Origin of the sequence: Blautia acetica (genome assembly GCF_038739805.1) — a bacterium.
Classification (GTDB): Bacteria; Bacillota; Clostridia; order Lachnospirales; family Lachnospiraceae; genus Blautia.
In genome coordinates this window covers 1-13,981 of sequence record NZ_JBBEWO010000007.1, presented here as the reverse complement: position 1 = coordinate 13,981, position 13,981 = coordinate 1, and the positions used below count along the sequence as shown (strand labels likewise).

11 protein-coding genes are annotated in these 13,981 nt (G+C 44.8%); all 11 read right to left on the bottom strand.

Features of this window, described 5'->3' with window-relative positions:
• Positions 1–5: 5 nt before the first annotated feature.
• On the bottom strand, positions 6–1,595 hold the full coding sequence (locus WBS51_RS06430; protein ID WP_294460426.1) for an NAD(P)/FAD-dependent oxidoreductase: 1,590 nt from the start codon (positions 1,593–1,595) through the stop codon (positions 6–8).
• Positions 1,589–2,791, bottom strand: a complete 1,203-nt coding sequence (locus WBS51_RS06425; RefSeq protein WP_173750170.1) for an aminoacetone oxidase family FAD-binding enzyme — start codon at positions 2,789–2,791, stop codon at positions 1,589–1,591. The genes WBS51_RS06430 and WBS51_RS06425 overlap by 7 nt, the downstream gene beginning before the upstream one ends.
• A 7-nt stretch (positions 2,792–2,798) precedes the next feature.
• Positions 2,799–4,091 (bottom strand): methionine gamma-lyase family protein, encoded by a 1,293-nt coding sequence (locus tag WBS51_RS06420; RefSeq protein ID WP_173750169.1) that lies wholly within the window; start codon positions 4,089–4,091, stop codon positions 2,799–2,801.
• A complete protein-coding gene (gene miaA, locus WBS51_RS06415; RefSeq protein ID WP_173750168.1) occupies positions 4,079–5,035 on the bottom strand; it encodes a tRNA (adenosine(37)-N6)-dimethylallyltransferase MiaA in 957 nt (318 codons plus the stop codon). Before miaA ends, WBS51_RS06420 begins: the two co-directional genes overlap by 13 nt.
• Before the next feature lie 9 nt (positions 5,036–5,044).
• Positions 5,045–7,000 (bottom strand): DNA mismatch repair endonuclease MutL, encoded by a 1,956-nt coding sequence (mutL, locus tag WBS51_RS06410; RefSeq protein ID WP_173750167.1) that lies wholly within the window; start codon positions 6,998–7,000, stop codon positions 5,045–5,047.
• Between the two features lie 6 nt (positions 7,001–7,006).
• Positions 7,007–9,664, bottom strand: coding sequence for a DNA mismatch repair protein MutS (gene mutS / locus WBS51_RS06405; protein ID WP_294460415.1), 2,658 nt, complete (start codon positions 9,662–9,664; stop codon positions 7,007–7,009).
• A 141-nt stretch (positions 9,665–9,805) separates the two neighbouring features.
• Positions 9,806–11,053: a tyrosine-type recombinase/integrase gene (locus tag WBS51_RS06400; protein WP_294460412.1), complete on the bottom strand. Its 1,248-nt coding sequence runs from the start codon at positions 11,051–11,053 to the stop codon at positions 9,806–9,808.
• A 408-nt stretch (positions 11,054–11,461) separates the two neighbouring features.
• On the bottom strand, positions 11,462–12,355 hold the full coding sequence (locus WBS51_RS06395; protein WP_294460409.1) for a ribonuclease H family protein: 894 nt from the start codon (positions 12,353–12,355) through the stop codon (positions 11,462–11,464).
• 101 nt (positions 12,356–12,456) lie between these two features.
• Positions 12,457–12,675, bottom strand: coding sequence for a hypothetical protein (locus WBS51_RS06390; protein WP_294460406.1), 219 nt, complete (start codon positions 12,673–12,675; stop codon positions 12,457–12,459).
• A 64-nt stretch (positions 12,676–12,739) separates the two neighbouring features.
• Positions 12,740–13,258, bottom strand: a complete 519-nt coding sequence (gene lepB / locus WBS51_RS06385; protein ID WP_294460403.1) for a signal peptidase I — start codon at positions 13,256–13,258, stop codon at positions 12,740–12,742.
• Between the two features lie 193 nt (positions 13,259–13,451).
• Positions 13,452–13,844 (bottom strand): JAB domain-containing protein, encoded by a 393-nt coding sequence (locus WBS51_RS06380; RefSeq protein ID WP_294460563.1) that lies wholly within the window; start codon positions 13,842–13,844, stop codon positions 13,452–13,454.
• Between the last annotated feature and the right edge of the window lie 137 nt (positions 13,845–13,981).

Here is a 13,981-nt window from a genome sequence, read left to right as displayed (position 1 = left end):
ATGCCTTACGAAAAATTTATGAGATTTTTCATAATTGCCTCACCGATTTTCAATCCGTCCATGGCTGCCGAGGTGATTCCTCCGGCGTATCCGGCACCCTCTCCACAGGGATAAAGGCCGGATACGGAGCTGTGAAAATGTTTATCTCTGCAAATACGCACCGGGGAGGAGGTTCTGCTTTCGATACCGGAAAGCACCATATCGGCACGGGAAAATCCAGGGATAATCTGTTCAAATGCCTGTATGCCTTCCATAAGGGCTTCATTTAAAAATTCCGGCATCAAATCTCTCAGATTGGCAAAAGTATATCCGCCCTTCATACAGGGGGTGACTTCTCCGAAGTTGTCAGAGGTCTGATTTTGACAGAAGTCACCGTATTTTTGCACCGGAATTTTGCCCTGTCCCAATTCGTATGCTTTCTCTTCTAATCGCCGCTGAAATTCCATTCCGGAAAGCACGTCATCCCCCGAGAAATCTTCCGGAGTTACGGTTACAATCAGGGCACTGTTGGCATTTTTTGAGCCGCGGTCCTGGTAACTCATACCGTTTACTGCAAGTCGTCCCTCTTCGGAGGAAGCGTTGACTACATAACCGCCGGGGCACATACAAAAGCTGTATACCCCTCTTCCATTGGTTCCCCTGTGGGTCAGTTTATAGCTGGCTGCCCCAAGCTGCGCTGCCTGTTCCTGTCCGTACTGATACTGGTTAATCAGACTTTGCGGGTGCTCTGCCCGCAGGCCTACAGCGAAAGATTTTGGCTCCATGTGTATCCCCTTTTCTTTCAAAAGGGCAAACGTATCTCTGGCGCTGTGTCCCACAGCCAGTACCAGGGTATTGGTGGGAATCTTTTGGGTATGGTTTACTGTAACAGAAGCAATTCTGCCGTTTTCTATATGCAAATCTGTCATTTTAGAGGAAAAGCGGATTTCCCCGCCGGCCTGTTCAATAAAATGACGGATATTTTTTACGATATTTATCAGAGCGTCAGTGCCCAGATGAGGCTTCTGCTGGTAGAGAATTTCCTTTGGCCCTCCGGCCTCTACGAAAATTTTCAGGACCTCCCGGTTCCGGCCTATGGGATCTTTTACCAGCGTGTTCAGCTTTCCGTCGGAAAAAGTTCCTGCCCCGCCCTCTCCGAACTGCACATTGGATTCCGGATTTAACCGGCCGGTCTTCCAGAAATCTTCCACAGTCCGCAGACGGTTATCTGCGTCTTCTCCCCGCTCTAGAACCAGGGGTTTTAAGCCTGCTTTCACCAGATAGTAGGCACAGAACAGCCCGGAGGGGCCGCTTCCTACGATGACGGGGCGGCTGTTGGTTTCTTCCTTGATGCGAAGATAAGTGAATTTCTTAGGAGTCAACAGACTGACGTTTTTGGAACGGACTTTTTTCAGCACTTTGGCTTCTTTTTTTACGGACACCTCCACAGTATAGACAAAGAAAAGTTCCGGCTTTTTCCTGGCGTCCAGAGATTGTCTGGCAATGTTCCAGGAAAGCAGTTCTTCTCTGGAAATTCGCAGAACAGAGAGTATTTTCTTTTCCAGTTCTTCCTGCGTATGGGTAACGGGAAGTTTTATCTGACAGATATTCAGCATTTGGCTGCCTCCTTTCCTGCAAGGGCGCCGGTGGTCCATGCCCACTGAAGATTATAGCCGCCGCAGATACCGTCTGTGTCCAGCAGTTCTCCGGCCAGATACAGTCCCGGCACTTTCCGGCTCTCCAGAGTGTGCGGATGGACTTCCGTAAGAGAAACTCCTCCGGTACAGACCTGGGCGTTTTTAAAAGGTTTGGTTTTCTTTATTTTTATAGGAAATTCTTTTATCCTTGCCGCAAGAGCGGGGATTTCCGGTTTGTTCTCCATCAGCACGTCGCAGAGCTTTTTGGGGAAAAGCCCTGTGAGCAGGGCCGCTGTGGACTTATACGGGCACTGCTTTCTGCGGCTTTTTAAAAGCTGCTCTGTTTCTGCCAGATTACAGGAAGGGAGAAAATCCAGTACAGCCGTAACCTCAATGCCCTTATCCAGCAGTCTGGCAGCCAGACCGCTGCACTGAAAGACCGGAATACCGGAAATACCGTAATCCGTAAGCTGCAGTTCGCCTTCCTGCGTGTTCAGCACTTTTTTTTCGGCCACAAGAGAAATTCGTCCCTCGATACGGGTGCCTGCCCATTTGGAAAAATATTTTTCTTTTCCCATAAGGGGAACCAGAGCCGGCAGAGGTTTCTCTACAGAAAGTCCAAGGGATTTGGCCAGGGTATAGCCGCTGCCATCCGCCCCTTCTATTTGAGAAGCACGGGAGCCGCAGGACAGAATCACAGCGTCCGCCTTATACTGCCAGGTTTCGGTACGCACCAGAAATGAGGGCTTGCAGGAGGCAGTCTGTTCCGGGCGGATTTCCTTTACGTTCTCCCGGCATTTGATTTTTACCTTACGATACCGGGCTTCCATTTCCAGAAGCTCTTGTACGCTGGAGGCCTGCATGGAGGCAGGATAAAAATAACCGTTTTTTTCTTTTACGGAAACGCCGATTTCTGAGAAGAACTCCAGGGTGTCTGTCAGAGAAAACTGCTGTAAAATTCCCCATGCAGTTTCAGGCTTCTGGCTGTGATAGCATTCCCTGCTCTGGTAACGGTTGGTCAGATTGCAGCGGCCGTTTCCGGTGGCCAGAAGTTTTCGTCCTGTTTTCTCATTGTGCTCTAAAAGTGTGACAGCGGCTCCTGCCCGGGCGGCCATAATAGCAGCCATCATGCCTGCAGCGCCTCCGCCTATGACACAGATTTGTTTTTTTTCCATATTGCTCCTATTCTTCCGGAAGAGTCACCAGATTTTTGTCTGCCAGCTTCTGCAGAGACATAAGGATACCCAGCTTTGCGTGATACCAGGTGAGGCCGCCCTGGAAATATACCGTGTACGGCGGCTTAATGGGGCCGTCTGCAGAAAGTTCAATGGAAGAACCCTGCACAAAAGCGCCGGCAGCCATAATTACATCGCTGTCATAACCCGGCATAGCCCATGGCTCCGGCTCTACATAACTGTCCACAGGTGCAGCGGCCTGAATGCCCTTGCAGAATTCTACCACGCCCTCCGGTGTGCCGAAGGTTACGGCCTGAATGATATCGTGACGGCTTTCCGTGCCGTTTGGGGTTACCGAAAATCCCAGTTTTTCGTAGATGTTGGCTGCGAAAATTGCGCCTTTTAAAGCCCCTGCTGTTACAGTGGGAGCCAGGAAAAAGCCCTGATAGAAGGCAGGATTTACCCCTAAAGTGGCACCCACTTCCTTTCCGAGTCCCGGACAGGTCAGGCGGTAAGCCGCATTGTCCACGTATTCTTTCTTTCCTGCAATGTAACCGCCGATAGGCGCAAGACCGCCGCCGGGATTTTTTATCAGAGAGCCCACGATTAAGTCTGCGCCTACGTCACTTGGCTCAATTTTTTCCACAAATTCTCCATAGCAGTTGTCTACCATACAAATGATGTCCGGCTTAATACCCTTGATAAAGGCAATCAAATCCCCAATCTGGCTGACAGAAAAAGTGGGGCGGGTAAGATAGCCCTTGGAACGCTGAATTTCCACCATTTTTGTCTTTTCTGTAATGGCATTTCGGATGCCTTCGTAGTCAAAACTGCCGTCTTCTAAAAGTTCTACCTGACGGTAAGTCACGCCGTATTCAGCCAGAGAGCCTTTGGAGGGACGGATACCGATAACCTCCTCCAGGGTATCGTAAGGTTTTCCCACAGGGGAAAGGAGTTCGTCTCCGGGACGGAGATTTCCTGCCAGAGCCACAGCCAGGGCATGGGTGCCGCAGGCTAAAAGGGGACGCACCAGAGCTGCTTCGGTGTGGAAGGCGCTGGCATAGACCTCTTCTAAGGTATCTCGCCCAATATCGTTATAGCCATATCCGGTGGACGAATACAGGCAGGCTTCGCTGACTTTATTTTTCTGCATGGCATGCAGCACCTTTAACTGGTTGTATTCTGCATTTTCATCAATGGCAGTGAAACGCTCTTTTAAACCTGCCTCTATTTTATTTCCAAAATTCAGTACCGCCTGGCTGATACCAAGCTGCTGGTACATTTCATTCATTTCCTGCATGGTATGATTCCTCTTTTCTCACAGTTTTCCAATATATCATTCAGGATGTCTTCTTCCTTGTATGCGAATTCATTTTTGTTTATCCAGATAACATCCTTTTCACGCTTAAACCAGGTAATTTGCCGCTTGGCAAAGTGCCGGGTGTCTCGTTTCAAAATATAGACCGCCTCATCCAGGGAACAGGTGTGGTCAAAATAAGACAGGATTTCCTTATAGCCAAGGCCCTGCATGGAAACCATATCTTTGGTGTATCCCATGTCTGCCAGCTTTCGGACTTCTTCTACCAGACCTTGCTTTAACATTTCGTCTACCCGGCTGTCAATGCGTTTGTAAAGCCGTTCCCGCACATCGTTCAACACAAAGTATGCCGTGTTATAGGGCGACTCTTTTTCTGCCTCCCGAAGGTTGTGCTCAGAGATGCGCTCTCCGGTCAGTTCATAGTATTCCAAAGCGCGGATAACACGCTTTACGTTGTTGGCATGAATTTTCTGGGCAGAAGCCGGGTCTGCTTCCTGTAATCTGGCATGGAGAAATTCGCTGCCCTTTTCTTCGGCCAGTTTTTCCAGTTTTTCCCGCACCGTGGATTTTTCCGTGTTTTCAGAAAAATCAATGTCTTTTACCACGGCTTGGATATAGAAGCCCGTGCCGCCTGTCAGAATAGGGATTTTTCCCTTGGCATAGATTTTTGCCATGGCCTTTTTTGCCATTTCCTGAAAACGGACTACATGAAACTCTTCTTTTGGGTCCAGCACATCAATGAGGTAGTGGGGGACGCCTTCCATCTCTTCTTTTGTAATCTTTGCAGAGCCAATGTCCATATATTTGTACACCTGCATGGAGTCCGCAGAGATAATTTCACCGTCCACGGCCTTTGCAAGGGCGATGGAAAGCCTGGTCTTTCCCACGGCCGTGGGACCTGTCAGTACAATCAAAGGTTTTTTCAAAATATTCACCTACACAATCCGTTTGAATTTCTTTTCCAGTTCGTATTTGGTCATGGAGATAATGGTGGGTCTTCCATGAGGACAGTGATATGGATTGTCCAGTCCTAAAAGTTCGTCAATGAGTTTGTCTGCTTCCTGCACAGACAGGGTGTTGTTTCCCTTTACCGCAGCTTTGCATGCAGCGGTTGCAATGCGTCCGGTGAGAATATCCAGCGGCTGCCTGGCATTTTCGTTTTCCAGGCTGTCCAGAAGTTCTACAAAGAAATTCTGGACGGAAATGCCGTAAAGATTGGCGGGTACGCCGTGGATACTGTATTCTCTGCCGCCGAATTCCGAGATTTCAAAACCGAATCTTTTAAAAAGTTCCATGTGGGTTTTCAAAAGCAGGTCTTCCTGGAGATTCAGAGAAATCACCTGGGGCGGCGAAACCATCTGCGTTACAATTTCCCGGTTGGCAAATTCTTTCATGAAACGCTCGTATAAAACTTTTTCATGAGCTGCATGCTGGTCAATGATATAAAATTTATTGTCATATTCCACCAGCCAGTAAGTTTCAAAAAGCTGCCCAATAATCCGGTGGTGAAGCCGTGCTTTTTTGGATAAAAGCCGGTCGTCAAAAAGCTCCATCTGGACAGGCTTTTCGGGAGAAACAGATGGTTTTTCAGAAACCGTGGGTGTGTGTACTTCTGTCTGGGGACGTACACTGCCTGGCAGTTCGCTTTTTACCGTGGCTGCTTTCCGTGCCGGCTCTGCCATGGCCGGTTGAAGTCCTGTTTGAGGCACAGAAGGAACCGGTATGGAAGGCTTTTGGATGGCTGGCTTTAAATCGGCTGCCACGTAAGGGGTCTTTGCTTCTTTTATGCTGCTCTCCCATTTCTTTGCCTGCTGTTTATATCCGGTTTCAAAAGGCTCCGGCGGAGCTGTTTTTTCTTGTTTCGGTTCGGTTCGCTTTTCCAGTTCCACCTCCGGTATCATTTCCCGGTGGGACAAAGCGGCGGTAATCATATCATAAGTGGCATTGTAGACGGCCCCCTGATTCTGGAAGCGCACTTCCATTTTCGTGGGATGGACATTGACGTCAATCTCCTCTCCTTCTATGTCATAGTGCAGGCACACAAAAGGATATTTATGCTGCATCATATAGGGCTTGTAGGCCTCTTCAATGGCTTTCATCAAAATTTTGCTCTTTACATATCTGCCGTTGATGTAATAATTTTCAAAATTCCGGTTTCCCCGGGCAATCACGGGTTTCCCGATAAAACCCTCAATCGAAATACCGGGTTTTTCAAAAGCAACCGGCACCAGTTCTCTGGTAATGTCTCTGCCGTAAATGCCGTAAATCACATCTTTTAGATTGGAATTGCCGGAGGTATGCAGCTTGGTCTGACCGTTTACCATGTATTTAAAAGAAATATCCTGATGGGACAGGGCAAGCTGTTCCATGTAACCGCTGACGTATCCCGTCTCTGTCATGGCGGTTTTTAAGAATTTTCCTCGGGCCGGAGTATTGAAAAACAGGTTTCGCACCAGCATGGTGGTGCCGTTTGGCGCCCCCACTTCTTCCAGTGCCTTTTCTCTTCCGCCCTCAATGACATAGTGCACACCCGTCAGGGCTTCCGGGGTTTTGGTAATGACTTCCATCTGGGAGACCGCAGAAATACTGGACAGTGCCTCTCCGCGAAAGCCCAGAGAAGAAATCTGCAGCAAATCCTCTACCTTTTCAATTTTGCTGGTGGCATGACGCAGAAAGGCCAGAGGCACCTGCTCTTTTTCAATGCCTCCGCCGTTGTCTGTTACGCGGATAAAGGAAATCCCGCCTTCCTTTATTTCTACAGTAATGGCAGTAGCTCCTGCATCCACAGCATTTTCTACCAGTTCCTTTACCACAGAGGCAGGGCGCTCTACCACTTCCCCTGCCGCAATTTTATCAATCGTATTCTGGTCTAAGACCGCAATTTTTCTCACTTTTTATCACCATCTGTTCTTCAGCTTGTTCTGAAGCCGGTATAGAATGTTGAGAGCGTCTACGGGCCGCAGTTCGTCCACCTGGATGGATTTTAATTCTTCCAGAACATCGTCGTCTTTTACGGTGTCGAAAAGGGAAATCTGCTCCATATCCACTTCATCATAGTGTACCGCCGGCTTCGTCTTTGGTTTTCTGTTTTCTGAGGCAATATTTTTTACCGTAGCCGTAATATCTGCGCTGACCAGTTCCTCCACCAGCTCCTTTGCCCGGTCAATAACCGTGTCGGGAACTCCGGCCAGCTTGGCTACCTGGATACCATAGCTTTTGTCTGCTCCGCCTTTTACAATTTTCCGTAGAAAGACAATATCATCTCCCCGTTCTTTCACGGCAATGCAGTAATTGTTCACTCCCGCCAGTTTGCCTTCCAGTTCGGTGAGTTCGTGATAATGGGTGGCAAACAGGGTTTTGGCGCCTAAAAGCCTTGTATTGCTGATATGCTCAATCACTGCCCAGGCAATGGACAGGCCGTCGAAGGTACTGGTTCCTCTGCCGATTTCGTCCAGAATCAGAAGACTCTTGGAGGTGGCGTTTCTGAGAATATTAGCGACCTCCGTCATCTCTACCATAAAGGTACTCTGACCGCTGGCTAAATCATCGGAAGCTCCAACACGAGTGAAAATCCGGTCTACAATCCCGATATTTGCCTTATCTGCCGGGACAAAGGAGCCAATCTGCGCCATAAGTACAATCAGGGCAGACTGCCGCATATAGGTGGATTTTCCAGCCATATTCGGGCCGGTAATGACAGAAATCCGGTTTTTGCCATTGTCCAGATAAGTGTCATTGGGAATAAACATATCATTGGAAATCATTTTTTCCACAACTGGATGCCGTCCGTTTTTGATGTCAATGACCCCTTTTGTGTTGATTTTCGGCCGCACAAACTGATTGTGGGAGGCCACAAGGGCAAGAGAAAGATAGGTGTCCAGCCGGGCAATGGCCTTGGCTGTCCGTTGAATCCGTTCTACCTGAGCTGCTACCTGATTGCGGACTTTCACAAATTCGTCGTATTCCAGAGCATACAGCTTGTCTTCTGCGCCTAAAATCATATCCTCCAGTTCTTTCAAACGAGGGGTAATATATCGTTCCGCGTTGGTCAGCGTCTGTTTTCTGGTATAATAATCCGGCACCATATCTTTAAAAGAATTGGTAACTTCCAGATAATAGCCGAACACTTTGTTGTATTTTACTTTTAAGGTGCGGATTCCGGTCTTCTCTTTTTCGGAAGCTTCCAATTCCGCCAGCCAGGTTTTTCCTTTGGTTTTGGCCTCACGGAAATGGTCAATCTGTTCCTGATATCCTTCTTTAATAATACCGCCCTCTTTCATAGCCAGAGGCGGGTCTTCCACAATGGAAATATCCAGAAGGTCGTACAAATCCTTCAAATCATCCATTTCTTCATAAACTTTTTTTAATTCCCCGCAAGTAAAAGGTTCTAACAGCTTTTTGATATGGGGAATCATGCCAACGGAGGTTTTAAATGAAATCATATCTCTGGGATTGGCGGACTGGTAGCTGACACGGCTGACTAATCGTTCCATGTCATACACGGGATTCAGATATTCCCGCAGTTCTTCCCGATCCATTTCATGCCGGTTGATTTCTTCGACGGCATCCAGCCGTCCGTTGATTTCGTCCTTATCAATCAGAGGCTGTTCCAAAAAGGTTCGGAGCATACGGGCCCCCATGGCAGTTTTTGTCTTGTCCAGAACCCAGAGAAGAGAACCCCTCTTGCCTTTTTCCCGCATGGTTTCTGTCAGTTCCAGATTACGTCTGGTGGAACTGTCAATGAGCATATACTTATCGGTAATGTAGGGGGTAATAGCCCGCATGTGTTCCAGTGAAGTTTTCTGAGTCTCCAGCAAATAGGAAAAAAGCGCCCCTGCCGCAATCACGGCGCAGGCATAATCCTTCAGACCCAGCCCTTCCAGAGTTCCCACATGAAAATGCTCCTTTAAAGTGCGGGCGCACAGCTCGTCATCAAAATACCAGTTTTCCAGTGTGGATACGGAAATGTGCAGACGGTTTCTCAGTTCGTCCATATCGGCGCCGCACATGCAGAATGCCTCGTTGCATAAAAGTTCAGCAGGAGAAAATTTGTAGATTTCGTCCAGCAGCTTGCGGATATTTTCCACTTCCGTCACCATAAAATCGCCTGTGGTAACATCAGCAATGGCAATGCCAAAGCGGTTGGAAAGATATACCACAGACATAATATAATTGTTCTTTGTTTCGTCCAGCGCCTGGGTGTTTAAGGTAGTTCCCGGTGTCACTACGCGGATAACTTCTCTTTTTACAATACCTTTGGCCTGTTTGGGGTCTTCTACCTGTTCGCAGACAGCCACTTTGTACCCCTTGCTAATCAGACGGTTGATGTAAACCTCTGCGGCGTGAAAAGGGACACCGCACATGGGCGCCCTTTCTGCCATACCACAGTCTTTTCCTGTTAAAGTCAGCTCCAGTTCCTTTGAAACTGTCTGTGCGTCCTCAAAGAACATTTCATAAAAATCACCTAAACGGTAAAATAAAATACAGTCGCTGTACTCTTCTTTTGTCTTTACATAATGCTGCATCATCGGTGATAATGTATTAGTAATCTTCATTTTTCCCTTTATTTAAAGCATTTCTGGACGTTTCGATTTGTTTACTACACCCTTTTTACACCCTTTTTCATATCAGCGGAAATACTGGCATTTTCATGCATGAATAATATGCATTTCTCTTGAATAATTATACGGTATTCTTTAAATCACACTTTTGTATTTTTCGAACTCACTGTGCATGAATTCTTTTTCTGGGTGGGTATAGAGAGCTGTCATTTTCAAGTTTCGATGCCCGACAATATCAAGCAGGATTCTGGAATCCAGTTTTTGCTGATAACAGTTAGTAACGAAGGTATGGCGGAACATATGCGGATGAATCTTAATCAGTGTGTATGGCCGGCCTTCGCTTTCTGCTATTTGCTGCTGCTTTTTGTTTAGAATGCTCACCAACCGTTTGCATTCTTTTTCGACGTAATTTGGTAAAAAACAGTTCCCTTCTTTAGTCGTCATAACTAAATCGGGGTATTTTTTTAGGAACCCATTAGATGTTCCCCAATTTTTGTTTTCTTTTTTGTCCTGCTTTTGATATTTCTTTATGGTCTGGAACGCATTCACAACACCTTCGGTCATAGGAACGATTCGATTGCTCGCTTCTCTTTTTGGCGTAGTAATCTGAATACTTGAGATGGGTTTCTCCAGCTTTTTTCCGTATTCGTCAAAGTAACACTCCGTTCGATTGATAGTCTTGTAGATATGAAGTTCTCGTTTTGCAAAGTCAACGTCTTTCCACTGTAAGGCACACAGTTCTCCAACACGGAGTCCCGTGTGCAACAGAATATAAAAATATGCTGATGAACGAGAATTCTTTGCAACATCAAAGAACAAATCTAAGCGCTCTTTATTGATATACTTCAAATCTTCTTTCTTTTCCTTTGGAATAAAATCTTTCAAACGTTCACCCAAAATCACACCCTTGCACGGATTATGTGCGATTACGAGATTGTTTGTTGCATATTCCAAGCAGGCGTTAAGTACGTTTAAAGTGCTTTTTACGGTGGTTCTCTTATAGCTTTCAGACAGCTCATTGACTGCACTCTGGATACTAATCTGGTTGAGATTAATCAGTTTTATATGTCCGAGATTTCCTTTGACCCTGTTGTAATTGTCATAATAATTTCGGATTGTCGTGTTCTTTAGCTTTACAGAACAAACTGTTTCCATCCAATGTTCAAACCAGTCGTCAAGTATCATAAGAGCATGCTTTGAGGAAAGGTTCTGATTCTTGATGAATTCCAAATGTCTCTTTTTTATTCTCAGATTATTCAAATTGGAATCATAAAGATAGGTAGGCTTTGGACTCCCTTTCATATAGATTTTTGCTTGATAAATGCCGTCCTTGCGCTGACAGATGCCACGCCCTATGCTTTTTCCTTTTAAATTTTTTCCCATATTATAGCCTCCTTATTTCCGTGCGTGTTTCTTCAAGAAATAAGGATACTTATCATATTCGATTATAATCTTATCAAATTTGTGGATATTATTCAAGATAAAACCGAGTATATCTGTATCCTTTCTTATTTGACTTGATTATCGACCCATTGTTCTAATTTCTTTCTATGCACCAGTGTTCTTCTCCCAATATGGACTTGCATATTCTGTTCGAATGTGAATTCTCTGGCTTTTCCATAAGAGATATGAAGTAGTTTACTGACTTCGTCTAGAGTGAGCAGAAGCCTTTCTTCTCGCAGTTCTTTTAGTATAGTTATCATCCTCTTTCTTTATTTATTTGTCTTCCTATGCAATATGGGAGAAAAAATGTATTGAACATATTTTTGTTAAAAAGCTTTTTGAAAAAAGCTACTTTTTCTTCTTATTTTCTTGTACTTCTTGATTTACTAATGCCTTTCGAATACAATCAGCAAGTGGCAATCCACGCATATACCAACGCAGGCAGCACATTTGTCCATGCATAGTTGGGAGTACCTGTTTAATTGTATTTAATGCTTCTGGACTTAGTTCTGTTTGGTTTAAAATAGAATCTTTCGATATTCGGGAATACGCATCCAGGCCTCCGGTCTTTAGATTCAGATAATCCTCAAATGTGTGATTAGGTTTCTGACAAAAAGCTGCCAATGCTTTGCCACACTCCATGTTTACATGATAAATTTCACAATACTCTTTAGGGGAAAGAGGAACCATTTCTTCGTCTTTATATTCTTTTGGAAGTGTAAAAACAACACCCATTGCGCCAGTTTTTCTACTGGTTGTTTTATCCTGGTAGCCGGTATCTTTTGAAAGTTTTAAACCTTGCATCGCGATACTGCAAAGCTGGTCGCACCGTTCGTTGTAATGATTACCATTATGCCCTCTAACCCATCGGACATCCAGGTTTTTATCTTTGGAATCTTCTTCCAGTTTTTTCCACAAATCATAATTTTTCTTTTTCGAGAATTTACCATTCATGGTATTGACCACATATTGGGAATCTGAGTAAATCAGAACACTGCTGCCTATTGGAACCCATTTCAGTCCCAGGATGACAGCCATGATTTCCATGCGATTGTTTGTGGTAGCCTGATAACCTTGGTAAAATTCTCGAACATTCTTTGTTTTATCCAACAAGACGGCAGCGCAGCCACCGGGCCCGCCCGGGTTAAAGATACATCCTCCATCCGTGTAAAGCGTGTAATCATAAGTAGCAGCCGTTTTTTTAACTTTTACTCTCGTCATTTTTTTAAATTTTCTCGCCATCGATAGACCTCCTTTTTTTAAATCATAGTAAAAAAGAAAAAAATTCTGATTTTGGGGCAAGAAAAAGAGACACCATAAAGGTATCTCTTTTCGGCAAATTTTTAGAATAAAGTCATTTGTTCCGATGTCACGGATGCTATAGTCTCCAATCGTTTTTCTTCTGAATCAGCAGTGTATCCGCCAATCATATAATTAATGGATTCTTTAATAGTAGGATAAATCCTTTTTTTCTTATCCTTTGGGTCTGGAGAGCCAAGAATACAATAGAGTAACGCAGCTTCATTCACAGTTAATCTGCTATCATTTAAAATTTTTGCCATTATTAATTCCTCCCTTAGTCGTAATAATTGTTAACCATAATATGGGAGAAATATCTCTTTTCTTTTATGATATCGCTCTGGTATTTGAAAATGGGAAGAGAACGTATTTTACTTTTCCACGTATCTGGCTCTGTTTTACAAATGGATGTTTCCAAAACCGGCTGTCATGGGAATGATTCCGGTTATCTCCCATCATGAAATAGCATCCTTTCGGCACCTGGTATATTCCATCATCGCAGGATAGTTCCGCTGTAAAATCGTCACAGCATAAGGTTCCGTTTGCATAAACTTTTCCATTTTTTATCTCTATCGTATCTCCTGGCAGTCCGATGATACGTTTTACAAAACACAAACGTTCATTATCCGGAAAATCAAATAACACCACATCATACCGTTCAAGATCTGCTTTATCATATTTTGTTGCAAAGAGAAAGTCTCCTTTCTGCAAGGTTGGAACCATGCTTTCAGATGGAACATACGCCAGGATAAAAATCTGCATACGCAAAAATAGGCAAAACAGGAATAGTCCTATAAGTCCAGCTGTTTTTAAAAGAAAGTTTCTATTTTGTTTTAAATACTGCATAAATTACTCCTTTATTATACGATTACAAAGAAAAGAGATACCCAAGAGACCTCTCTTTTCTTTTAAGAACAAACGTAACCGGTTGCGAAAGTTCGTTCGACTTTTAATAGCATTTAAAATATTGACACTCCCATAGCTAAAGCAAAGGGATTCTTGCTTCTACCACTACTGCATTAATGTGTATTTATGCCAACTACATAAGGATTCCCTGCTGGCGGAAGGAATAGAAATCTTCTCTTCCGACTACAATATGGTCTAAAAGCTTTAGGCCGATTAGCTGGAAGGACTCTTTTAATCTTGCAGTAGTAGTCAGATCATCTTCACTTGGAATAGGGCAGCCGGATGGATGATTGTGTACTAAAATCGCAGCAGATGCGCCACAGAGCAGCAGGCGGATGAGAATTTCCCTTGGCTGTATGTAGGTACCGTCCACGGAACCATGTGCTACATCAAATACCGCTATGGGGTTTGATTTCATATCCGTTGCAATGACATAAAAGTGTTCCTCAGATAAGTGGCTGGCGTCAAATGCCTGATTGATAAAGTCGAAACATTTCTGTGGAAAATCTAAACATTCATTACAGATATGCTCTGCGCATTCTACTAAATGAAAAGTCTAATCCCCCAGCTATGCTGGGGCGAATAGTGTAAGTGGAAACGGTGAGGATTTCAATAAAAAACCTCCTATGTTATATTGAGAATGGTGTCGCAAGCCAAACTCAA

What these genes read in the sequence shown, in the direction of transcription:
- WBS51_RS06390 (WP_294460406.1), bottom strand. Translation starts at nt 12,675, where the DNA reads ATGGCAAAAATTTTAAATGATAGCAGATTAACTGTGAATGAAGCTGCG.
- lepB (WP_294460403.1), bottom strand. Translation starts at nt 13,258, where the DNA reads ATGCAGTATTTAAAACAAAATAGAAACTTTCTTTTAAAAACAGCTGGA.
- mutS (WP_294460415.1), bottom strand. Translation starts at nt 9,664, where the DNA reads ATGAAGATTACTAATACATTATCACCGATGATGCAGCATTATGTAAAG.
- WBS51_RS06420 (WP_173750169.1), bottom strand. Translation starts at nt 4,091, where the DNA reads ATGCAGGAAATGAATGAAATGTACCAGCAGCTTGGTATCAGCCAGGCG.
- WBS51_RS06400 (WP_294460412.1), bottom strand. Translation starts at nt 11,053, where the DNA reads ATGGGAAAAAATTTAAAAGGAAAAAGCATAGGGCGTGGCATCTGTCAG.
- WBS51_RS06430 (WP_294460426.1), bottom strand. Translation starts at nt 1,595, where the DNA reads ATGCTGAATATCTGTCAGATAAAACTTCCCGTTACCCATACGCAGGAA.
- WBS51_RS06425 (WP_173750170.1), bottom strand. Translation starts at nt 2,791, where the DNA reads ATGGAAAAAAAACAAATCTGTGTCATAGGCGGAGGCGCTGCAGGCATG.
- WBS51_RS06395 (WP_294460409.1), bottom strand. Translation starts at nt 12,355, where the DNA reads ATGGCGAGAAAATTTAAAAAAATGACGAGAGTAAAAGTTAAAAAAACG.